This is a genomic window from Arthrobacter sp. Soil764 (assembly GCF_001428075.1).
In the GTDB taxonomy this organism is placed as follows: domain Bacteria; phylum Actinomycetota; class Actinomycetes; order Actinomycetales; family Micrococcaceae; genus Arthrobacter.
The window spans coordinates 126,890-147,912 of sequence record NZ_LMSI01000012.1 but is presented as its reverse complement, the minus strand read 5'-3'; the positions used below and the strand labels follow the sequence as shown (position 1 = coordinate 147,912).

The 21,023-nt window shown below is 66.0% G+C and carries 20 protein-coding genes and 1 tRNA gene; 19 read left to right on the top strand and 2 right to left on the bottom strand.

Features of this window, described 5'->3' with window-relative positions:
* Position 1: 1 nt before the first annotated feature.
* The 19 genes from ASG86_RS08260 (at position 2) to ASG86_RS08170 (ending at position 18,552) form a co-directional block, all read left to right on the top strand.
* Positions 2–409 (top strand): cytidine deaminase, encoded by a 408-nt coding sequence (locus ASG86_RS08260; protein WP_156386148.1) that lies wholly within the window; start codon positions 2–4, stop codon positions 407–409.
* Positions 406–1,722: a thymidine phosphorylase gene (locus ASG86_RS08255; protein ID WP_056332409.1), complete on the top strand. Its 1,317-nt coding sequence runs from the start codon at positions 406–408 to the stop codon at positions 1,720–1,722. Before ASG86_RS08260 ends, ASG86_RS08255 begins: the two co-directional genes overlap by 4 nt.
* A 6-nt stretch (positions 1,723–1,728) precedes the next feature.
* Complete coding sequence (locus tag ASG86_RS08250) at positions 1,729–2,358, top strand: DedA family protein (RefSeq protein WP_056332407.1); 630 nt, start codon at positions 1,729–1,731, stop codon at positions 2,356–2,358.
* Positions 2,359–2,492: 134 nt separating this feature from the next.
* Positions 2,493–3,218, top strand: a complete 726-nt coding sequence (locus ASG86_RS08245; RefSeq protein WP_056332405.1) for a DedA family protein — start codon at positions 2,493–2,495, stop codon at positions 3,216–3,218.
* Positions 3,219–3,271: 53 nt separating this feature from the next.
* A complete protein-coding gene (locus tag ASG86_RS08240) occupies positions 3,272–4,408 on the top strand; it encodes an adenosine deaminase (protein ID WP_056332403.1) in 1,137 nt (378 codons plus the stop codon).
* Between the two features lie 61 nt (positions 4,409–4,469).
* Positions 4,470–5,060: a MazG nucleotide pyrophosphohydrolase domain-containing protein gene (locus ASG86_RS08235; protein WP_082566732.1), complete on the top strand. Its 591-nt coding sequence runs from the start codon at positions 4,470–4,472 to the stop codon at positions 5,058–5,060.
* A gap of 118 nt (positions 5,061–5,178) precedes the next feature.
* A complete protein-coding gene (gene eno, locus ASG86_RS08230; RefSeq protein WP_056332399.1) occupies positions 5,179–6,459 on the top strand; it encodes a phosphopyruvate hydratase in 1,281 nt (426 codons plus the stop codon).
* 122 nt (positions 6,460–6,581) lie between these two features.
* Positions 6,582–7,262 carry an FtsB family cell division protein gene (locus ASG86_RS08225; RefSeq protein WP_056332397.1) on the top strand — a complete coding sequence of 227 codons (681 nt, stop codon included), beginning with the start codon at positions 6,582–6,584 and terminating at the stop codon, positions 7,260–7,262.
* A gap of 27 nt (positions 7,263–7,289) precedes the next feature.
* Complete coding sequence (locus tag ASG86_RS08220) at positions 7,290–7,961, top strand: DUF501 domain-containing protein (RefSeq protein ID WP_056332395.1); 672 nt, start codon at positions 7,290–7,292, stop codon at positions 7,959–7,961.
* A complete protein-coding gene (locus ASG86_RS08215; RefSeq protein ID WP_056332393.1) occupies positions 7,958–8,905 on the top strand; it encodes a Ppx/GppA phosphatase family protein in 948 nt (315 codons plus the stop codon). Before ASG86_RS08220 ends, ASG86_RS08215 begins: the two co-directional genes overlap by 4 nt.
* A gap of 3 nt (positions 8,906–8,908) precedes the next feature.
* Positions 8,909–10,318, top strand: coding sequence for a S8 family serine peptidase (locus ASG86_RS08210; RefSeq protein WP_056332391.1), 1,410 nt, complete (start codon positions 8,909–8,911; stop codon positions 10,316–10,318).
* 34 nt (positions 10,319–10,352) lie between these two features.
* Entirely contained in the window at positions 10,353–11,819 is a 1,467-nt protein-coding gene (locus ASG86_RS08205) for an NAD(P)/FAD-dependent oxidoreductase (protein WP_056332389.1), read from the top strand.
* Between the two features lie 60 nt (positions 11,820–11,879).
* Positions 11,880–11,953: transfer RNA gene (locus tag ASG86_RS08200), tRNA-Leu, on the top strand.
* A 241-nt stretch (positions 11,954–12,194) separates the two neighbouring features.
* Complete coding sequence (locus ASG86_RS08195; RefSeq protein ID WP_056332387.1) at positions 12,195–13,427, top strand: branched-chain amino acid ABC transporter substrate-binding protein; 1,233 nt, start codon at positions 12,195–12,197, stop codon at positions 13,425–13,427.
* Between the two features lie 157 nt (positions 13,428–13,584).
* Positions 13,585–14,592: a branched-chain amino acid ABC transporter permease gene (locus ASG86_RS08190; protein ID WP_056332384.1), complete on the top strand. Its 1,008-nt coding sequence runs from the start codon at positions 13,585–13,587 to the stop codon at positions 14,590–14,592.
* On the top strand, positions 14,589–15,836 hold the full coding sequence (locus tag ASG86_RS08185; RefSeq protein ID WP_056332383.1) for a branched-chain amino acid ABC transporter permease: 1,248 nt from the start codon (positions 14,589–14,591) through the stop codon (positions 15,834–15,836). The genes ASG86_RS08190 and ASG86_RS08185 overlap by 4 nt, the downstream gene beginning before the upstream one ends.
* Complete coding sequence (locus ASG86_RS08180) at positions 15,833–16,780, top strand: ABC transporter ATP-binding protein (protein WP_056332380.1); 948 nt, start codon at positions 15,833–15,835, stop codon at positions 16,778–16,780. Before ASG86_RS08185 ends, ASG86_RS08180 begins: the two co-directional genes overlap by 4 nt.
* Positions 16,767–17,480, top strand: a complete 714-nt coding sequence (locus ASG86_RS08175; RefSeq protein WP_056332379.1) for an ABC transporter ATP-binding protein — start codon at positions 16,767–16,769, stop codon at positions 17,478–17,480. Before ASG86_RS08180 ends, ASG86_RS08175 begins: the two co-directional genes overlap by 14 nt.
* A 151-nt stretch (positions 17,481–17,631) precedes the next feature.
* Entirely contained in the window at positions 17,632–18,552 is a 921-nt protein-coding gene (locus tag ASG86_RS08170) for a Bax inhibitor-1/YccA family protein (protein ID WP_056332376.1), read from the top strand.
* A gap of 107 nt (positions 18,553–18,659) precedes the next feature.
* Here ASG86_RS08170 and galK read toward each other — a convergent pair whose 3' ends face one another.
* A complete protein-coding gene (galK, locus tag ASG86_RS08165; protein WP_082566718.1) occupies positions 18,660–19,838 on the bottom strand; it encodes a galactokinase in 1,179 nt (392 codons plus the stop codon).
* Positions 19,835–20,992, bottom strand: a complete 1,158-nt coding sequence (gene galT, locus ASG86_RS08160; RefSeq protein ID WP_056332374.1) for a galactose-1-phosphate uridylyltransferase — start codon at positions 20,990–20,992, stop codon at positions 19,835–19,837. Before galT ends, galK begins: the two co-directional genes overlap by 4 nt.
* Positions 20,993–21,023: the final 31 nt, after the last annotated feature.

The window sequence follows — 21,023 nt, the reverse complement described above, 5'->3', positions numbered from 1 at the left end:
CATGGACAGCTCACAAACGGTGGACTGGGCGGCCCTCGAAGTTGCCGCCGTCGCCGCCATGAAAAATGCCTACGCCCCGTACTCCAAGTTCCCGGTGGGGGCAGCGGCCCTTACCGGGGACGGCCGGATTGTCAGCGGCTGCAACGTGGAGAACGCCAGCTATGGGCTGACGCTCTGCGCGGAATGCGCCCTGGTGGGCAACCTGCACATGACCGGGGGCGGTGTGCTGCGCGCGTTCTATTGCGTCGACGGGGCTGGAAATGTCCTCATGCCCTGCGGCCGGTGCCGGCAGTTGCTGTACGAATTCCGTGCCCCGGACATGCAGCTCATGACCACCCAAGGCATCAAGACCATGGACCAGGTGCTGCCCGACGCCTTTGGTCCCGAACACCTGGAGGAGACCCAGTGACCGAGAGCAGGACCGAGGCGTTCGACGCCGTTGACATCATCCGCACCAAACGGGATAAAGGCACGTTGAGCCCCGAACAGATCGACTGGACCATCGACGCCTACACCCGCGGCGCGATCGCGGATGAGCAGATGGCAGCACTGAACATGGCCATCCTGCTCAACGGCATGGACCGCGCCGAGATCGCGCGGTGGACCGCTGCCATGATCGCGTCCGGGGAACGGATGGACTTCTCCAGCCTCCGGCGGCCCGACGGGGGCCTGAAGTACACCACGGACAAGCATTCAACCGGCGGCGTGGGGGACAAGATCACCCTGCCGCTGGCCCCGCTTGTCGCCGTGTTCGGCGTGGCCGTGCCGCAGCTGTCAGGCCGTGGCCTGGGGCACACCGGCGGAACGCTGGACAAGCTGGAGTCCATTCCGGGGTGGCGGGCCAACCTTTCCAATGAGGAGATCCTGGCCCAGCTCCAGGACATCGGGGCGGTGATTTGCGCCGCCGGTGCCGGCCTGGCGCCCGCAGACAAGAAGCTCTACGCCCTGCGTGACGTTACCGGCACGGTGGAAGCCATCCCGCTGATCGCGTCCTCCATCATGAGCAAGAAGATCGCCGAGGGCACCGGATCGCTGGTCCTGGACGTCAAAGTGGGCAGCGGTGCCTTCATGAAGGACGAGGACAAAGCCCGCGAACTCGCCGAAACCATGGTGGCGCTGGGCAAGGATGCCGGCGTCAACACGGTGGCGCTGCTGACCAACATGGACACGCCTCTGGGGCTCACCGCGGGCAACGCCATCGAGGTGGAGGAATCCGTGGAGGTGCTCGCCGGCGGCGGCCCGGACGACGTCGTGGAGCTGACCGTCCGGCTCGCCAGGGAAATGCTCGCGTGTGCAGGAGTGCATGACGCCGACCCCGCCGCCGCCCTTAAGGACGGCCGTGCAATGGACGTTTGGAACCGGATGATCGCCGCCCAAGGGGGCGACCCCCGGGCTGCGCTGCCGGTGGCCAGGGAATCCGACGTCGTCTACGCCCCGGCGGACGGTGTGCTGGTGGAACTGGACGCGCTCGCCGTGGGTGTGGCCGCCTGGCGGCTGGGAGCCGGACGTGCCCGCAAGGAGGACGCAGTCCAGGCGGGAGCAGGGGTGCGGATGCACGCCAAGCCCGGCGCCACGGTCCGCGCCGGCGAACCCCTGATGACCCTGCTCACGGACACCCCGGAGCGGTTTGCCCGTGCCAGGGAAGCCCTGGAACACGCGGTGGTTATCGCACCGGAAGGTTCGCGGCCCGCCCAGCAGCTCATCATCGACCGCATAGCATAGGCACCAATGCAGGCCATCAATGACTTCATCCTCGCCGCAGCCGGGCAGCCCTGGGTGCTCGTCCTGGTGCTGGCCTGCTGCATCATTGACGGCTTCTTCCCGCCCGTCCCCAGTGAATCCGTGGTGGTGGGCCTGGCAGCCGTCGCCGCCACCGCCGATGTTCCCAACCCGCTGCTCCTGGCCCTGGTCGCCGCTGTGGGCGCCTTCTCCGGTGACAACATCGCCTACCTGCTGGGCCGGCGGGTGGGCACCATGCGCTGGGCATGGATGCGCGGGCCGCGCATGCAAAGCGCATTCCGGTGGGCGGGCCGCGAACTCAGGAAGCGGCCGGCCTCGCTGATCCTCGTGGCCCGCTTTGTCCCCATCGGCCGGGTGGCCGTCAACCTCACCGCTGGGGCCACCCACTATCCGCATTTTCGGTTCATCGGGCTGACCGTCCTTTCGGCCAGCCTCTGGGCCGGCTACTCCGTGGCGATCGGGCTCTTCTTCGGCCAGTGGTTCGAAGACAACCACGTCCTGGGCGCGGCAATCGCCATCGTCTGCGCCGTGGCCCTGGGCATCGTGGTGGACCTCGTGATCAACAAATTCCGGGGCAAACCCAACGTTGTGGAACGGATCAGGGAACCAGGCGCCTGACCAGCGCGTTTAAGGGGTAATTCCGGGCATTGGGGCGTAGCGGACTGCGCCCCCCGCGTGGGACACTTAGGAACGATTTCCGCTTTGGCTGCGGCACTTTGGCTGTGTCATTTTTTATACAGGAGCAACACCGCGTGGAGTTTATTAATGAGGCCGTGCTCCATGCAGCGGGCCAGTGGTGGATTTACCCCGTCTTGCTGGTGTTCTTCTTCGTGGACGGTTTCGCCATGGTGGTCCCCAGCGAGACCCTTATTGTTGCGTTGGCGGCATTCTCCCGGCACAGCGGCGAACCCAACCTCTGGATCCTGGGCATCACGGCCCTGATCGGTGCCATCTGCGGCGACAACATGGCCTACCTGCTCGGCCGCAAGATCGGCCTGGACCGCTGGGGCTGGATGCGCCGGCCTAAAGTCCGGAAGGTGTTCGCGTGGGCGCGCTATGAGCTGGAAAAGCGCGGCGCCGTCCTGATCTTCACCGCCCGGTACATCCCGTGGGGCCGGGTGGCCGTCAACTACGTTGCCGGCAGCACCGGCTTCTCGCACCGCAGGTTCTTCGTTTTCGACGCCTTCGCCTGCGTCACGTGGGTGGGCTACTCCCTGGGCATCGGCGTTCTTGCCAGCTCGTTCCCCTGGCTGCACCACAACCCCCTGCTCAGCGCGGGAATCGCCGTCGTATTCGCCATTGTCCTGGGCATCGTCATCGACCACCTGCTGCGCTGGTGGCACAAGCGGCTGGGCCGCAACGACGCGCCTGAGTCTGACGAGTGGGGCGATGATACCTCCACGTCGGGGAATGAGGGGCGCCCCGGCACCCAGGCCCTGGTCATGCCGTCGGCAGAGGCCGGCCCCGCGGCCAAGTAGCGGCTGGCTTTGAACGGCTGGCATTGAATGCCGCCCCACCCTAAGGTGGGAACGTGACTGAGCCCATTGTTGACGCTGCCCCTGCCATCGATTTTGACCTGAAGAGCCTGCCCAAGGTGTCCCTTCACGACCACCTGGACGGGGGACTCCGTCCGGCCACCATCATCGAACTGGCGGAGGCCGTTGGCCACACGCTTCCCTCGACCGACCCCGTGGCCCTGGGGCAGTGGTTCCGGGAATCAGCGGATTCCGGATCCCTGGTCCGCTACCTGGAAACGTTCGACCACACCGTTGCCGTGATGCAGACCTACGATGGCCTGTTCCGGGTGGCGAAGGAATTCGTCGAGGACCTTGCCGACGACGGCGTGGTGTACGGCGAAGTCCGCTGGGCTCCCGAACAGCATCTCCAGAAGGGCCTCAGCCTCGATGAAGCCGTCGAAGCAGTCCAGGACGGCCTGGAGGCCGGCGTTGAAGCTGTCTCCGAAAGCGGCCGCGAAATCCAGGTGGGCCAGTTGATCACCGCCATGCGGCATGCCGACCGCGGCCAGGAGATCGCCGAACTGGCCGTCCGCCACCGCAACAAGGGCGCCGTGGGCTTTGACATCGCCGGGGCCGAGGACGGCTTCCTGCCCAGCCGCTTCAAGGACGCCTTCACCTACCTCGCCCAGCACAACTTCCCCGCCACGGTACACGCCGGCGAGGCCGCCGGGCTGGAAAGCATCCAGTCCGCGCTGGTGGACGGCCGGGCCCTGCGGCTGGGACACGGCGTCCGCATCGCGGAGGACATCATGGTGGAATTCGACGACGACGAGGAAGCCGGCGACACCGTGGGCCTGGTCACCCTCGGGGACCTCTCCAGCTGGGTCCGCGACCGCGGCATCGCCCTGGAAGTCTGCCCCTCCTCCAACCTCCAGACCGGCGCGATCGCGGAATTCGGCGAAGGCATCGAAAGCCACCCGCTGGACATGCTCTACCAGCTGGGCTTCAACGTCACCATCAACACGGACAACCGCCTGATGAGCGGCGTCACCCTGACCGATGAGTTCAACCTGTTGGTGGAGACCTTCGACTACGACCTCGACGACCTGCTGGAGCTGACCCTCAACGCCGCCGAGGCATCCTTCCTGCCCCTGGAGGAAAAGGAAGCGCTGGTGGAATACATCAACGACGCCTACGCCAACCTTGGCTGACCAGCCACCAACTGAAGACTTGGTCACCATCGTCGGGCAGCTGCGCGAGCACTGTCCCTGGATGGGGGCCCTGACCCACGCTTCACTGGTGGAGTACCTCCTGGAGGAGGCGTACGAGGTGGCCGAAGCCATCGACGACGGCCACCCGGACGCCGAACTCCGCGGCGAACTCGGTGATGTCCTGCTCCAGGTGGTGCTGCATGCCCGGCTGGCCGAGGAGCGCGGCGCGTTCACGTTCGACGACGTTGCGCGCGGCCTGGGTGCCAAGATGATCCGCCGCAACCCACACGTCTTCAAACCCGACGGTTCCCTGCAGGACAGCTTCCCTGCAACGGTCGAGGAGATCGAGCAGAAGTGGGATGCGGTCAAACGGGCCGAACGCCCGGAGCGGGTCAATGCCTTTGAAGGCATTCCCGACGCCCTTCCCGCGCTGGCCAAGGCCCACAAGTCGCTGGACCGGGCCGCCCGCGCGGGCTTGGGGCTCCCCGAGGGGATTCCCGTTCCCGAAAACGAGGACGAACTCGGAAACCTGCTGCTCGCCGTCGTGCGTTCCGCCCGGGACAGCGGCATGGACGCCGAGCGCGCCCTGCGTGCAGCGGTCCGCCGTTACCAAAGCGGCCAGGCTGACCAAAACCATCCAGCAGCATCATGACGTCCCGGCCTTGGCCGGTTTGAGTAACCCGGAGCACTCTCGACTACGCTAGTCCCTGACGAGTACGTCGAGTTTTCTGCCTGATTCCCCCCGTTAATCGCCCATAAGGAGCAAATTCATGGCGCTTATCGATGCCATCCACGCCCGCGAGATCCTCGATTCCCGCGGCAACCCCACCGTAGAAGTTGAAGTCCTGCTTTCCGACGGCCAGATCGGCCGGGCGGCCGTTCCCTCCGGCGCCTCCACCGGCGAGCACGAGGCCGTCGAACTGCGCGACGGCGACAAGGGCCGCTACCTCGGCAAGGGCGTGCAGAAGGCCGTCGACGCCGTGATCGACCAGATCGCCCCCGCCCTGACCGGCTTCGACGCCACCGACCAGCGCAGCATCGACCAGGCCATGCTGGACCTGGACGGCACCCCCAACAAGGGCAAGCTCGGCGCCAACGCCATCCTGGGCGTTTCCCTGGCCGTCGCCAACGCAGCCGCAGCCTCCGCTGATCTGCCCCTCTACAAGTACCTGGGCGGCCCGAACGCCCACGTCCTGCCCGTGCCGCTGATGAACATCCTCAACGGCGGATCGCACGCCGACTCCGACGTCGACATCCAGGAATTCATGATCGCCCCGATCGGCGCCGAGACCTTCTCTGAAGGCCTGCGCTGGGGCGTCGAGGTCTACCACAACCTCAAGTCCGTGCTCAAGGAAAAGGGCCTGTCCACCGGCCTCGGCGACGAGGGCGGCTTCGCCCCGAACCTGCCGTCCAACCGTGCAGCCCTGGACCTGATCCAGGAAGCCATCAAGAACGCCGGCTACACCCCGGGCAAGGACATCGCCCTGGCCCTGGACGTTGCCTCCTCCGAGTTCTTCAAGGACGGCGCCTACCAGTTCGAAGGCAAGTCCCTGTCCGCCACCGAGATGAGCGCCTACTACGCCGAGCTCGTGGCAGACTACCCGCTGGTCTCCATCGAAGACCCGCTGGACGAGAACGACTGGGAAGGCTGGAAGACCCTCACCGACTCCATCGGCGACAAAGTCCAGCTGGTGGGTGACGACCTCTTCGTCACCAACCCCTCCATCCTGCAGCGCGGCATCGACACCAGGACCGCCAACTCCCTGCTGGTCAAGGTCAACCAGATCGGTTCGCTGACCGAGACCCTGGATGCCGTGAGCCTGGCCCAGCGCGCCGGCTACACCACCATCACCTCACACCGCTCCGGCGAAACCGAGGACACCACCATCGCCGACATTGCGGTAGCCACCAACGCCGGCCAGATCAAGACCGGTGCTCCTGCCCGTTCCGAGCGCGTTGCCAAGTACAACCAGCTGCTGCGCATCGAAGAGGAACTGGACGACGCCGCACGCTACGCCGGCCGCAGCGCGTTCCCGCGTTTCAAGGGCTAGTAACCGCCTAAACCCATCCGCGGTGGCTATGGTTGAAAGACCATAGCCACCGCTGTTGTTTGCAGCAGCATTTGTCCAGCACAGATAGTGGCGGCCCAGGCAGGCTGCGTTTCAGGAGTGTCATGGCTACCCGCCGCCCCAAAGTTCCCAAGGTCGCCCCCGCCCGTCCAGCCCCAACGGCCGACGACGGATCCTCCGGCCGTGCCGAGGTCATCCGGGCGGATTTCCGGCCGGGCAAGGGTGCGGAGGCCAAAGCGCCTACCCCACCTTTGGGCGGTCACCGGGGGCATGGAGCCGGGGGACACGCCGCCGGGAAGGCGGGGGAGGGGGCCAAGGCCCGGCCTTCGGCCGGACGCAAAGGCAGCAGTTCCGGTGACGGCAAGGCTGCCCGGGCCGGCGATGATGAGCAGCACCCGGTCCCGGCCAAGGCGTTCTCCGGCCGCATGCTGGCCCTGGCCGTTGTGATGATTGCCATCACCATCATGCTGGCGCCCACGGTGAAGATTTTCTTCGACAAGAAAGCCGAAATCGACGCGCTGAACGCCGATATCGCCGCACGCCAGGCCGAAGGCGACGCCCTCCGGCAGCAGGTTTCACGGTGGCAGGACCCCAACTACGTCAAACAGCAGGCCCGCGACCGCATTAACATGGTTATGCCGGGCGAAACCGGCTACTGGGTTTTTGGCAGCGACGAGCCGGCCGGAGAAAGCAGTAGCCCCGCCGGCGCAGCAGCACAAGACCCCGCCGATCTGCCGTGGGTGGATTCCCTGTGGGAGTCCATCCGGCGCGCGGCCACAGACTGAACCGCACAGGAAGGACGGCCCGCGACAGTGGAACACAACACGGCAGCCGCCCGGGACGAATCCCGCCAACCGACAGCACACGACCTTGAAGTACTGAGCAGGCAGCTGGGACGTCCCGTCCGCGACGTGGTGGAGATTCCGGCGCGCTGCGTCTGTGGGAACCCGCTGGTGGCAGCCACCGCGCCCCGCCTCAGCAACGGCACTCCCTTTCCCACCACCTTCTACCTGACGCACCCGGTCATCACCTCCGCGGTTTCCAGGCTTGAGGCGGCAGGCGTCATGAACAGCATGAACGACCAGCTGGCCGGCGATTCCGGCCTCGCAGCTGATTACCGGACAGCACACGAGGAGTACCTGGCCGCCCGTGCCGCCATCGGGGAGCGCTCAGGCATCGGTCCCGTGCCCGAAATCGACGGCGTCTCCGCCGGCGGGATGCCCACCCGCGTCAAATGCCTGCACGTCCTGGTGGGTCATTCCCTGGCAGCAGGCAGCGGCGTCAATCCCCTGGGGGACCAGGCGCTGGACATGATCAGCGAATGGTGGACCGCGGACCGGTGCTACTGCACTGGCGCCTGGGACACCACCGGCGAGGCGCCATCCAGGGACCTCAGCCGGCACGGACCGCAGGGCCTGCCCGATATCGTCGGCCGCCCTGCCCCCGTGCGGAAGTCCGCCGGCGCCACGGAGGCCGGGGAATGACCCGCGTGGCCGCCATCGACTGCGGCACCAACTCCATCCGCCTCCTGATCGCGGACATTAACCGCAGCAACGGCAACACGGCCCTTACCGATGTTGTCAGGGAAATGCGCGTGGTCCGGCTGGGCCAGGGCGTGGACGCCACGGGCGAACTGGCCCCGGAGGCCCTGGAACGCACCTTTGCCGCCACTGCTGACTACGCCCGCCTGATCAAGGAACACGGCGCGGAGCGGATCCGCTTCGTAGCCACCTCCGCAAGCCGCGATGCACGCAACCGGGACGTCTTCGTGGACGGCATCAGGGACCTGCTGGGAGTGGAGCCGGAAGTTATCTCCGGGGACGAGGAAGCGGCCTTGTCCTTTGCCGGCGCCAGCAGCGTCCTGCCAATCCTGGACGGCCACCAGGTGCTGGTGGTGGACCTCGGCGGCGGAAGCACCGAGTTCGTCCTGGGCACTTCCGCCGGGGTCACGGCAGCGAAGTCCGTGGACATCGGCTGTGTCCGCCTGACCGAACGGCACCTGCGCGCCGATCCGCCAACCGCGGATCAGATTGCCGCCGCGGAAGCCGATGTGGACGCCGCCATGGCCCGCGCCGGACGCGACGTGCCGCTGGAACGCGCCACCGCCGTCGTCGGTGTTGCCGGCTCCGTCACCACCATCACCGCCCATGCGCTCCGCCTGCCGGAATATTCGCCGGACGCCATCCACGGCGCAGTACTGCCCATCGGGGAGGTACGCGCCGCAGCCACCGACCTGCTGTCCATGACCCGGACGGACCGTGCAGCATTGCCGTATATGCACCCCGGACGCGTGGACGTCATCGGTGCCGGGGGACTGGTGTGGCGACGCATCCTGGAACGGATGGGGGAGTTGAGCGGCGGGAGGATCACCGCGGCCACCGCAAGCGAACACGACATCCTTGACGGCATCGCGCTGAGCATCGGTTAGGCCATGCACTCCACCTCAGCTCCCACCCCGTTGGTACCCCGGGCGGCGGCCGCCGTCCTGGCCGTGCTCCTGGCGGCGTGCTGCCTCTGCGCAGGCCTCTTCACGGCACCCGCCGCAAATGCTGATGAATGGCGCGACAAGGAATACTGGCTGGCGGACTCGGGCATCACCAAGGCGTGGGAAGTGTCAAAGGGCGCCGGCGTCAAGGTTGCCGTCATCGACAGCGGCATCGACGCCCAGCACCCGGACCTCAAGGGGGCTGTCGTCGGCGGTTACGACGCCTCCGGATCAGGCCAGCCGGACGGCCAGAAGAGCGTTGGCTCCAAGCCCGAACACGGCACCCTGGTGGCCACCATGCTGGCCGGCCGCGGACACCAGCCCGCAAGCCCCAGTCCCAGCCCCAGTCCGGGGCCGCAGGGCACGCCGCCGGACGGCATCGTGGGTGTGGCGCCGGAAGCGCAGCTCCTTTCCGTCTCCACCTGGCTCGGCTCAGCCAATCCTTCGGGCAAGAGCGACCAGGACCAAATTCCCGAGGCAGTCCGCTGGGCCGTGGACAACGGCGCCAAGGTGATCAACATTTCGCTGGGCAGCACAACCCCGCAATGGCCCCAAAGCTGGGATGCCGCATTCCTGTATGCGGAGCAAAAGGACGTGGTCATCGTGGCCGCGGCCGGAAACCGCGTGGGCGGCAACACCCAGGTGGGCGCGCCCGCCACCATTCCCGGCGTCCTCACCGTCGCAGGCCTGGACCGCAGGAACCTGGCCAGCGTGGACGCCTCTTCACAAGGAATCAGCATCGGGGTGGCTGCCCCGGCCGAGAACCTGCTGGGCGGCCTCCCCGGCGGGAGCTACGCGGAATGGGCCGGGACCTCCGGGTCCACGCCCATCGTTGCCGGCGTTGCCGCCCTGATCCGGTCCAAGTGGCCGGACATGAGCGCCGAACAGGTGATCAACAGGATCGTCTCCACGGCAAAGGACGCCGGCACACCGGGCAAGGACCCGCTGTACGGCTACGGCATCCTCAATGCGGAGGCGGCGCTGAAGGCCGACGTCCCCCAGGTCTCCGTCAACCCGCTCGGCACCGTCGCCGAATGGATCCGGGTGCACCGGCGGGGCAACGCCGCGCCGGCCACCCCGCTGCCCACCGCCACCTCTGTGCCCAGCGCGGCACCCACGCTGCCCGAAGCAACCGTTCCCGCTGCCAAGGCCCCTTCGCAGCGTGACAGTGCCATCGGCGCCGCCGTCGTTATCGGTTTCGCTGTCCTGTTCGTGGCCATCATCGCCGGTGCTGCCATCCAACTCGGGAGGGCCGCCCGGAACCCTGCGCTTGCCCGGGAAGAGCCCGAAACCGGGCTGGTGGAACGGGTGCATTCGCGCAGTAATCCGCACATTACTGACCGGGGCGCAAGTTAGTGAAGATTTTCACAAACTGCGCTATCCTTAAACTATGGCAACCACCCCACAGCTCCAGGACCGTCCCAGGGTACTCGTCGTCGGCGGCGGGTACGTCGGCCTGTACGTAGCACTGAAACTGCAGAAGAAGATCGCGAATGCCGGTGGCATCGTCACCGTCGTTGATCCCCTGCCCTACATGACCTACCAGCCCTTCCTTCCCGAGGTAGCCGGCGGCAACATCGAAGCCCGTCACGCGGTGGTATCCCACCGCCAGCACCTCAAGCAGACGGAACTGATCCAGGGCCGCGTCACCTCGATCGACCACGAAAACCGTACGGCCGTGGTGGCTCCCGCCGATGGCGGCGAAAACTTTGAAATTCCGTACTTCGACGTCGTGCTTGCAGCCGGCGCCATCACCCGCACGTTCCCCATCAAGGGCCTCGCGGACAAGGGCATTGGCCTGAAGACCATCGAGGAAGCCGTTGCGCTGCGCAACAAACTGCTGGAACGCATCGAGGTTGCCTCCACCATGACGGACCCGGCTGCACGCGCCCGGGCCCTCACCTTTGTGGTGGTCGGTGGCGGCTTTGCCGGCATCGAATGCATCACCGAAATGGAAGACCTCGCCCGCGCTGCCGTTCGCAACAACCCGCGTATCAAGCAGGAGGAAGTCCGCTTCGTCCTGGTCGAAGCCATGGGCCGCATCATGCCCGAGGTTACTGCCAAGCAGGCTGACTGGGTGGTTGAGCACCTTCGCAGCCGCGGCATCGAGGTCCTCCTGAACACCTCGCTGGACAGCGCCGAAGGCACCCTGAAGCTCATCAACCTGCCGGACAAGACCCCCGCCCAGGAATTCGAAGCCGACACCCTCGTGTGGACGGCCGGCGTGCAGGCCAACCCGATGGTCCGCTCCACCGACTTCCCGCTCGAGCCCCGCGGACGCGTCCGCGTCCTGCCGGACCTGCGCATCGCCGGCGACGAAGGCATCGTGGAGAACGCCTGGGCCGCCGGCGACATCGCCGCTGTTCCGGACCTCACCGGCAAGGGCCTGCCGGACGGAACCTGCGTCCCCAACGCCCAGCACGCCCTGCGCCAGGCCAAGCGCCTTGCCAAGAACCTGTGGGCTTCCCGCTGGGACAAGCCGATGGCGGACTACAAGCACAAGAACCTGGGTGCTGTGGCCGGCTTCGGCGAATGGAAGGGTGTTGCCAACATCAACCTCCTGGGCCGCATCGGCCTCAAGGGCGGACTGGCGTGGCTGGCCCACCGTGGCTACCACGGCATGGCCATGCCCACGTTCGAGCGCAAGTTCCGCGTCATCCTGAACTGGATCATCGGCTTCTTCGCCGGCCGCGACACCACCCAGTTGATGGACCTGGACAATCCCCGCGGCGCCTTCGTCTCGGCGGCCACCCCCGCCCCGAAGCCCGCGGCTGCACCGGCACCCGCTCCGGCGGCCGGATCCGGTTCAACCGCCACTGCTGCTCCCAAGGAAACGGTCGCGGCCAACGCCAAGTAGCGAGCCCGTTCCACCGCTCTACACCGCCGACGTGCCTTTCACAGGTACCATTGACCCGGCGCCCCAGTAGCCCAATTGGCAGAGGCAGCGGACTTAAAATCCGCGTGTTGTGGGTTCGAGTCCCACCTGGGGTACGCACTGTCCCGCCATCATCGGCGCCGCCCGGACCACCGAAAGCCGCCTGCCCAGCAGGCGGCTTTCGGCGTTTAATGCCCCACAGGAAACTACTGTTATAAGGCTGTGACCTCAGTCACTTAGTTTCCCGCCGTCTATGCACTAGCTTGAACCTAAATCAGGAATACCTGGTCCCGCTCCGGGCGCCACCGCGCCCGTTCCGCACCCGCATCGCACGGTCCTGTTTCGGAAGGCAGATTAATGTACCGAAAGAAAGTCCTCACTTCGTTGGCAGCGGCAGCCACGTTCAGCATGCTGCTGTCGGCCTGCGCCAACCAAGCAGGCCCCAGCAACACTGAGAGCTCCGGCTCGTCCAACAAAGTGAACATCCCCGCCATTTCGAAAGTGGACGTTCCCGCCGACGCTGTCATGCCTGCCGGCGACGGCAAGGCAACCTGCCCCGCCACCACCACGCTGGCCTACGCCGGTGCACAGACCGGCCCCAACGCCCAGCTCGGCGTCAACATCTTCAACGGCATCCAGCTGGCCATCGACCAGCACAACAAGGCCAACCCCGGCTGCCAGGTCCAGTTCAAGAAGTTCGATACGGAAGGCGATCCAAACAAAGCCACCGGTCCCGTCACCCAGCTGGTGAGCGAGCCGGACATCCTGGGCGTTATCGGCCTTCCGTTCTCCGGTGAATCCAAAGCCACGGGCAATATCTTCGAACAGAAGGGCCTGGTCCACATCACGCCGTCGGCCACCAACCCCGGCCTGACGGGCAACGGCTGGACCACCTTCTTCCGGGGCCTCGGCAATGACGCCGTCCAGGGCCCGGCTGCCGCCAAGTTCCTCACCGGGAAGCTCGGCGCCAAGAAGGTCTACCTGGTCCAGGATGACTCCGACTACGGCATCGGGCTGGGAACCTCCACTTCTGCCGGCCTGGGCAGCGCGCTGGCCGGGACGGAAAAGGTGACCACCGGCCAGAAGGACTTCTCGGCAGTCATTTCCAAGATCATGAACGCCAAGGCAGACGCCGTCTTCTACGCCGGCTACTACGCTGAGGGCGCACCCTTCGACCAGCAGCTGGTGGGCAAGGGGTTCACGGGAACGTTCGTGGCACCGGATGGTGTCAAGGATGACCAGTTCATCAAGCAGGCAGGCGACGCGTCCAGCAACGCGTACTTCACCTGCCCCTGCATCCCGGGTGAACTGATCCCCAATTTCGCGTCCGCGTACAAGGACATCGCCAAGGGGGCAGAGCCCGGCACGTACTCCATCGAGGGCTACGACGCAGCGACCGTCCTCCTGTCCGGGATCGACGCGGGCAAGCAAAGCCGCGCCGACCTGCTGTCTTGGGTCAAGTCCTACGACAAGGCCGGCCTGAGCAAGCACTACAAGTGGGATGCCAAGGGCGAGCTCCAGGCTCCGACCGTGTACGGCTACAAGGTGGAAAACGGCAAGATCGTTCCCGTCGGCCCCATCGGGGAGTAGCAGCCCGGCGAAAGGCAATCGGCTGTGGGGGCCAGCATCAGCAGGCCCCCACAGCCTTTTCTTCGCTTGGCAGCAGCCCAGGACCAAGTTACGTCACTAGACACAAGTCCCACGGCCGGGCCCACAAGGCCGCGTGCAACTGGATCAGGATGTTCCCATGCTTCCCTCTCTTGTCCCACTACTCCCGACTGAAAACGACTGGATCACCTTCGACATACCGTCCTTGGCCCAGAACTTCTGGAGTGCCACCTTTGACGGCCTCACCTTTGGGGCCATTTATGCACTCGTAGCGCTTGGTTACACCCTGGTTTACGGCGTGCTGAACCTGATCAACTTCGCCCACTCGGAAGTCTTCATCGTCGGCTGCTACGCAGTCTTCTTCACCCTCAGCAGCCTGGGCTTCGGCCCCTCCGTTCCCCGGCTCGACATCTGGGCCATCATCCTGAACCTGCTGCTGGCGCTGGTCCTGGCCATGGTTGCCTCGGCGGTAACAGCCTTCCTGCTGGAACGCATCGCGTACAAACCCCTGCGGCAACGGAACGCCCCCCGCCTGGTCTTCCTGATCACCGCCATCGGTGCTTCCTTCACCATCCAGTACCTGATCTACCTGTGGCGCGGCCCCAGCCCCGAGCTGGCACTGACCATGTTCCGGCCCACGCCGATCTTCGACGTCTTCGGGACCATCGTCGATTCCCAGCAGCTGGTGATCATCATCGCCGCGGTGATCATGATGGTGGGCATCGACAGGTTCATCAGCAAGTCGCGCACCGGCCGCGGCATCCGGGCCGTTGCCCAAGATCCTGACACCGCAACATTGATGGGCGTCAACAAAGAGCGCATCATTATTACCACCTTCATCATCGGAGGCCTGCTCGCAGGAGCCGCCGCCTTGTTCTACGTCATGAAAATCCCTTCCGGTGTCCAATACAGCGGTGGATTCGTCCTGGGGATCAAGGCGTTCGCCGCCGCTGTGCTCGGCGGCATCGGCAACGTCCGCGGAGCCCTGCTGGGCGGCCTGCTGCTCGGCCTGATCGGCAACTACGGCCAGATCCTGCTGGGCAACTCGCAGTGGACCGACGTCGTGGCGTTTGTGGTGCTGGTGCTGGTGCTGCTGCTGCGGCCCGAAGGCATCCTGGGAACCTCCCTTGGAAGGAGCAAAGCATGAGCATGACGGACGGCCCCACACCGCTGCAGACGGCGGCTGCCGAACAGGCAGCAGAGGAACGCGAGGCGTCCTCGAAAGCCGCAGGAAAGAGCGACCTCGCCCAGCGGGGCAGACGCAAGCCAGGGTATTTCTCGGACCGGTGGCACGCACTGTCCCGGCAACAGCAGTGGGCGTTCCTGATCATCGTCGTGGTACTGGCCTACCTGCTCCCGCTGATGAACCCGCCCATCATCACCACCGAGCCCGGCAACAACTTCGCCCTGGCCTGCTTCGACATGGCGCGCTTCGCACTCATCGCCGTCGGCCTCAACGTGGTGGTGGGCTACGCCGGCCTCCTCGACCTGGGATACGTTGCCTTCTTCGCCGTGGGCTCCTACTGCGCAGCGATGCTGACCAGTCCGGACTCGCCTTTCCTGCACATCCCTTACCTGTGGACCATCCCGATCGCCATGGCGGTCACCATGTTCTTCGGCGTGGTGCTGGGCGTGCCCACCCTTCGCCTCAGGGGCGACTACCTCGCCATCGTGACGCTGGGGTTCGGCGAAATCGTCCGTATCCTGGCCACCATCATCCCGGCCATGAAGGGCCAGGTGGGCTTCCAGAACGTCGGCCACCCCCCGGGGACCGAGGCCGACGGAACGCCCATCTTCTCCAACTCGAACGGCGTGCCCTGGTACTGGTTGACGCTGACCATCATCATCATCGTCACCCTCCTGGTGGGCAACCTGGAACGCAGCCGCGTGGGCCGCGCCTGGATCGCCATCCGTGAAGACGAGGACGCCGCCGAAATCATGGGCGTTCCCACCTTCAAATACAAGGTGTGGGCCTTCGCCATCGGCGCTGCGATCGGCGGCCTGTCCGGGGCCCTGTTCGCCGGCCAGGTGGGGTTCGTCAACAACCAGAAGTTCGACGTCACCACCTCCATCCTGTTCCTCGCCGCCGTGGTGCTCGGCGGAGCCGGCAACAAGGTGGGCGCCATCCTGGGCGGAGCCCTGGTCAGCTACATCCCGCTCCGGTTCACCGCCATCGCGGAATACAAGTACCTGATCTTCGGCATCGCCCTGGTACTGATCATGATCTTCCGTTCCCAGGGGCTGCTGCCGGCACGGCAGCGGTTGCTCGCTTACGGACGGACGGCCCTGAACAAGGTCACCAGCCGCGAGGGCACCGAACCTAAGGACACGGACAATCCATCAGCCGGGCCGGGCACCCGCGCGGCCGGACAGAGAGGAGCGGAGGCATGAGCTCCGAGGAGAGGCACGGAGGCTCCAGCAGCGTGGAGGAGCAGCCCGCAGTTGACGGTTCCGCCGCTGTTGCGCCCGAGATCGACATTGAAGCCCTTGCCGAAGCCGGGGTTGACCAGGAGCTTGCCGAGAAGGTGGCCCCGGACCGCGATATCGCAGTCAAGGTTGGCGACAACATCGTCGAGGTGCAGAACCTGACCATCAAGTTCGGTGGGCTTGTGGCGCTGGACAACATCAGCTTCAACATCAAGCGGGGCGAGATCCTGGGGCTGATCGGGCCCAACGGTGCCGGCAAGACCACCTGCTTCAACGCGATGACGGGCGTCTACAAGCCCACCAGCGGCAAGGTGGTGCTGGAGGGCCAGGTCCTGAACGGCATCAAGCAGCACAAGATCACCCGCCTGGGCCTGTCGCGCACCTTCCAGAACATCCGGTTGTTCGGTGAAATGACGGCCCTTGAGAACGTTGTGGTGGGCCTGGACGCGCGGCACCGGACCAGCGTCGGCGGGGCACTGCTGCGCCTGCCCACCCACATCAGGGAGGAGAAGTCCGCCATCGAGCGGGGCATGGCCCTGCTGGACTTCGTCGGCATCGGCAGCCACGCCCACGTCCTGTCCCGGCAGCTGCCGTACGGCTATCAGCGCCGCCTTGAGATCGCCCGGGCCCTGGCCACCGATCCCAAGGTGCTGTGCCTCGACGAGCCTGCGGCCGGCTTCAATCCTGCCGAGAAGGAGGAACTGATGGCGCTTATCCGCACCATCAGGGATGAGGGCTACACGGTGTTGCTGATTGAGCACGATATGAAGCTCGTGATGGGCGTGACAGACAGGATCGTCGTGCTGGAATTCGGGAAGAAGATCGCGGATGGACTGCCGCGCGAGATCCGCGAAGACCCGCGCGTTATTGCCGCCTACCTAGGAGAGCCCGAAGATGACGTTGCTTGAACTTAAGGACGTTTCCGTCCACTACGGCCGCATCCAGGCGCTGCGGAACATCTCCTTCACCGTGGACGAAGGTGAAGTCGTGGCCCTCATCGGCGCCAATGGTGCCGGCAAGACCACCACCATGCGGACCATCTCGGGGCTCTTGAACTGCTCCGAAGGCAAGGTCACCTTCGCCGGCCAGGACATCACCAAGATGAAGGCACACATCCGGGTGGTCCATGGAATCTCCCAGGCTCCCGAAGGGCGCGGTATCTTCCCGGGCATGACCGTCATGGAAAACCTGGACATGGGGACCTTCGGACGCAAGGACCGCAGCGGAGTGGGGAAGGACCTGGACCGTGTGTTCGACCTCTTTCCCCGGCTCAAGGAGCGGGAAAAGCAGTACGGGGGCACCATGTCCGGCGGCGAGCAGCAGATGCTGGCCATCGGGCGGGCCCTGATGTCCAACCCGAAGCTGCTGCTGCTGGACGAGCCGTCCATGGGCCTGGCGCCGCAGTTCATCCGCCAGATTTTCAAGATCATCAAGGAAATCAACAACCAGGGCACCACTGTCCTGATGGTGGAGCAAAACGCCAACCAGGCCCTGGCCGGGGCGCACCGGGCCTTCGTGCTGGAAACCGGGGAGATCACCCACAGCGGCACCGGGAAGCAGCTGCTTGAGGATCCGTCCATCAAGGAGGCCTACCTGGGGGTGGGGTAGTTGGCTCAACGGGGTCCGGTGCTTTGAGAGGCGCAACGGTCACGGTTCGGTTGCAACCGGGCCCCGCGGGAACTTTCCCTGCCTGCCCCACGTGGGAATTGGTAGCGTAACAAAAAGCTCATCACCCACATCCACATGGAGGAATCCCGCAATGGCACTTGGCGGCAACCCGATCTTCAACGGAAAGAGTTTCCGTGGAGCCACCCAGGCACCGCCTGTCCCGCAGGCTCCCTACGGCGCTCCCTATGGCCAGCAGCCTTATGGCGGCCAGGCGCCCTACGGACAGCAGCCGTACGGTCAGCAGGGCTGGGGCACGCAGCCCCAGAGCATGACCGACGAACAGCTGCGCCAGATGTACAGCCAGCCGTCGGCCGGCCCGGCGGACACCGGACGGATGACGTTCGACGACGTCATCATGAAGACTGCTGCCTGCCTCGCCGCAGTGGTCGCCGGCGCCGCAGTCACCCTTGTGGTGGCGCAGGGCCTGGCCTCCCTGCTGATGATCGTCGGTGCCCTGGGCGGGTTCGTACTCGCCTTGGTCAACACCTTCAAGAAGCAGCCGTCGCCGGCGCTGATCCTCGCCTACGCGGCTCTCGAGGGCCTGTTCCTAGGCGGCTTGACCCGGATCCTCGACGGCATGTTCCCCGGCGTCGGCCTGCAGGCCGTCATCGGCACACTGTCCGTCTTCGCCGTGACCCTGGTCCTCTTCAAGAGCGGCAAGGTCCGGGCCACGCCCCGCGCCATGCGGTTCTTCATGATCGCCATCATCGGCTACGCCGTGTTTGCGCTGATCAACATGATCATGATGTGGACAGGGGCCGTGCAGAGCCCGTTCGGCCTGCGCACCAGCTTTGAGATCTTCGGCATCCCGCTGGGCGTCTTCATCGGCCTGCTGGCCATCGGCCTCGCCGCGTTCTCGCTGATCATGGACTTCACCAGCATCGAAGAAGGCGTCCGCAGCGGAGCCCCGCAGCGCTTCTCCTGGACAGCCGCCTTCGGCCTGACCGTCACGCTTGTCTGGCTGTACGTGGAGATCATCCGCCTGCTCGCCATCCTGCGCGGCGACGACTAGGCACCCCGGCAGCTTCCGCCGTCGTAAACCAAACAACCGTGGGCCCCACCGGACTGGTGGGGCCCACGGTCGTTAACGTGCAGCCGGCCTCAGCCGCCCGACGCGCGCTAGGCGACGCGCATGGCTCCGGCGGCAGGGGAGACGGTGAAGATATCCGGCGCCCTGTAGCCGGCATCGGCGAAAGCCTTCACGACGGCGGCACGCACCGCCTGCTCGGCGTCCACCGGCGTCAGCGCAATGGCCGCGCCGCCAAACCCGCCCCCGGTCATGCGGGCACCAATGGCCCCATGGGCCCGGGACGTGTCCACGGCCAGGTCCAGCTCCGGGCACGAAATTTCAAAGTCGTCCCGCATGGAAGCATGGCTGGCATCGAGCATTTGGCCGATGGCGCTTGGCCCGGCGCCGCCCAGGAGCTCAACGGTCTGGAGCACCCGGTCATTCTCGGTGACCACGTGCCGCACCCGCCGGAACGTGACCTCATCGAGGAGACCGGCGGCCTCTTCGAGGTCAGCCACCCCGACGTCCCGCAGCGCCTTCACCCCCAGCACCTCCGCGCCCAGCTCACAGGATGCCCGGCGCGAGGCATAGCCGCCGTCGGCGTGGGAGTGGGACACCTTGGTGTCGATCACCAGGAGCACCAGGCCTGCGGGTTCGGTCTCGAAAGGAACCAGGTTTGCTTTCTGGTCCCGGCAATCGAGGAAGACAGCGTGGCCCTTTGCACCGCGAAGGGACGCGGACTGGTCCATGATCCCCGTGGGCGCACCAACGAAGTCGTTTTCCGCCCGCTGGGTTGCCAGCACCATGTCCTCGGCCGCCAACCCCGCGCCCGTGAGGTCGTTCAGCGCCGTGACCACAGCACATTCGATGGCGTGCGACGACGACAGGCCGGCACCGAGCGGCACGTTTGAGTCCAGGAGCAGGTCCAGTCCGGGAACGGCAACGCCCCGCTCCCGGAGGGCCCACATGACGCCGAGCGGGTACTTGGTCCAACCCTTCGCTGTTCCGGGCTGCAGGGTGTCGAGCGTTGTGCTGACCACGCCCTGGTCGCCGTATGTGGACAGGAGCCGCACGGTCGAATCCGCCCGGGCGGCGACGGCCACCCGGGCGGTGCGGTCGATGGCGAACGGAAGCACAAAGCCCTCGTTGTAGTCGGTATGCTCGCCGATCAGGTTCACGCGCCCCGGAGCCTGCCATACGCCGTCGGGTGCGCTTCCGAATTCATGCTCAAAGCGGGCACTGAGGTCCTGGGCGGCAGGTGCGGCCATGGCCTGGTCCTGACTGGTCATGCGGAGGCTCCTTCCGGGGTTGCCGCCACGGCGGCGGCAGGAACGGTCGACGGCGGGACGGCAACAGTGCGCAGCCGTTCGGCCACTGTTTCGGGGGTGGTGTCATTGATGAAGGCGCCCATGGCGGCCTCGGAGCCGGCCAGGTACTTCAGCTTGTCGGCCGCCCTGCGCGGGGAGGTCAGCTGGAGATGGAGGTAGCCCGCCGGCCGGAGGAGGTCATCCAGCGGCGCCTGGTGCCACGCGGAGATGTAGGGGGTAGGCGTGGGGTACAGCGCATCCACCCGCTTGAGGAGGTCGAGGTAGACCTGTGCCAGTTCATCCTTTTCCTCTCCGCTCAAGGCCGCCAGGTCCGGGACGTGGCGGTGCGGGACCAGATGGATTTCCAGGGGCCACCGGGCCGCGAAGGGCACGTAGGCGCTGAAATGCGTGCCTTCCAGGACCATCCTGCTGCCGTCCTCCCGTTCGGCCCGCAGCAGGGAGCCGGTCAGGGTGGCGTTGCCGTCCTGCGCATCGTAGTACTTCCGCGCCGCCGCGCCCAGGGTGCCGGCCCGCGGTGTGACGTAGGGGTAGGCGTAGATCTGTCCATGCGGGTGGTGCAGGGTCACGCCGATGTCGGCGCCGCGGTTTTCGAAGGGGAACACCTGTTTGATGCCGGTCATGGCGCTCAGGGCCGCGGTGCGCTGCGACCAGGCTTCAATCACCGTGCGGGACCGCTCGACACTGAGGCCGCTGAAGGACCCGGTGTGTTCAGGGGTGAAGGACACCACTTCGCAGCGGCCGTACGCCGGACCCTTCGTTCCCCAAGCGGCATTCTCCGGCACGGGTCCCAACGCCGGTCCCAGCGAGGGAAACCTGTTTTCGAAGACCACGACGTCGTAATCGGCGGCTGGAATTTCGGACGCGTTGGCAGGAGTGGTGGGACAAATGGGGCACTGGTCCGCCGGCGGCAGGTGGGTGCGGGTCTGGCGGTGCGCGGCAACAGCCACCCATTCGTCCGTCAAGGCATCGAAGCGCACCTCGCCGGGCTCCCCGCGGGCGGGCAGGCCGCGGTGGTCGGTGGTGAGGTGGTCGGCGCGGGAGGTACTGGTGCTGTCGTCATCGAAGTAAATCAGCTCCCGCCCGTCGGAGAGTCTGGTACTGGTGATCCCTGTCATGTAGAAAGTTTCGCATAAACGATCAAGAATG

Excerpts from the sequence above, each read along its gene's own strand:
- ASG86_RS08260 (WP_156386148.1), top strand. The coding sequence starts at position 2 with ATGGACAGCTCACAAACGGTGGACTGGGCGGCCCTCGAAGTTGCCGCC.
- ASG86_RS08250 (WP_056332407.1), top strand. The coding sequence starts at position 1,729 with ATGCAGGCCATCAATGACTTCATCCTCGCCGCAGCCGGGCAGCCCTGG.
- ASG86_RS08235 (WP_082566732.1), top strand. The coding sequence starts at position 4,470 with ATGGGGGCCCTGACCCACGCTTCACTGGTGGAGTACCTCCTGGAGGAG.
- eno (WP_056332399.1), top strand. The coding sequence starts at position 5,179 with ATGGCGCTTATCGATGCCATCCACGCCCGCGAGATCCTCGATTCCCGC.
- ASG86_RS08225 (WP_056332397.1), top strand. The coding sequence starts at position 6,582 with ATGGCTACCCGCCGCCCCAAAGTTCCCAAGGTCGCCCCCGCCCGTCCA.
- ASG86_RS08215 (WP_056332393.1), top strand. The coding sequence starts at position 7,958 with ATGACCCGCGTGGCCGCCATCGACTGCGGCACCAACTCCATCCGCCTC.
- ASG86_RS08210 (WP_056332391.1), top strand. The coding sequence starts at position 8,909 with ATGCACTCCACCTCAGCTCCCACCCCGTTGGTACCCCGGGCGGCGGCC.
- ASG86_RS08205 (WP_056332389.1), top strand. The coding sequence starts at position 10,353 with ATGGCAACCACCCCACAGCTCCAGGACCGTCCCAGGGTACTCGTCGTC.
- ASG86_RS08195 (WP_056332387.1), top strand. The coding sequence starts at position 12,195 with ATGTACCGAAAGAAAGTCCTCACTTCGTTGGCAGCGGCAGCCACGTTC.
- ASG86_RS08190 (WP_056332384.1), top strand. The coding sequence starts at position 13,585 with ATGCTTCCCTCTCTTGTCCCACTACTCCCGACTGAAAACGACTGGATC.
- ASG86_RS08185 (WP_056332383.1), top strand. The coding sequence starts at position 14,589 with ATGAGCATGACGGACGGCCCCACACCGCTGCAGACGGCGGCTGCCGAA.
- ASG86_RS08180 (WP_056332380.1), top strand. The coding sequence starts at position 15,833 with ATGAGCTCCGAGGAGAGGCACGGAGGCTCCAGCAGCGTGGAGGAGCAG.
- ASG86_RS08175 (WP_056332379.1), top strand. The coding sequence starts at position 16,767 with ATGACGTTGCTTGAACTTAAGGACGTTTCCGTCCACTACGGCCGCATC.
- ASG86_RS08170 (WP_056332376.1), top strand. The coding sequence starts at position 17,632 with ATGGCACTTGGCGGCAACCCGATCTTCAACGGAAAGAGTTTCCGTGGA.
- galK (WP_082566718.1), bottom strand. The coding sequence starts at position 19,838 with ATGACCAGTCAGGACCAGGCCATGGCCGCACCTGCCGCCCAGGACCTC.
- galT (WP_056332374.1), bottom strand. The coding sequence starts at position 20,992 with ATGACAGGGATCACCAGTACCAGACTCTCCGACGGGCGGGAGCTGATT.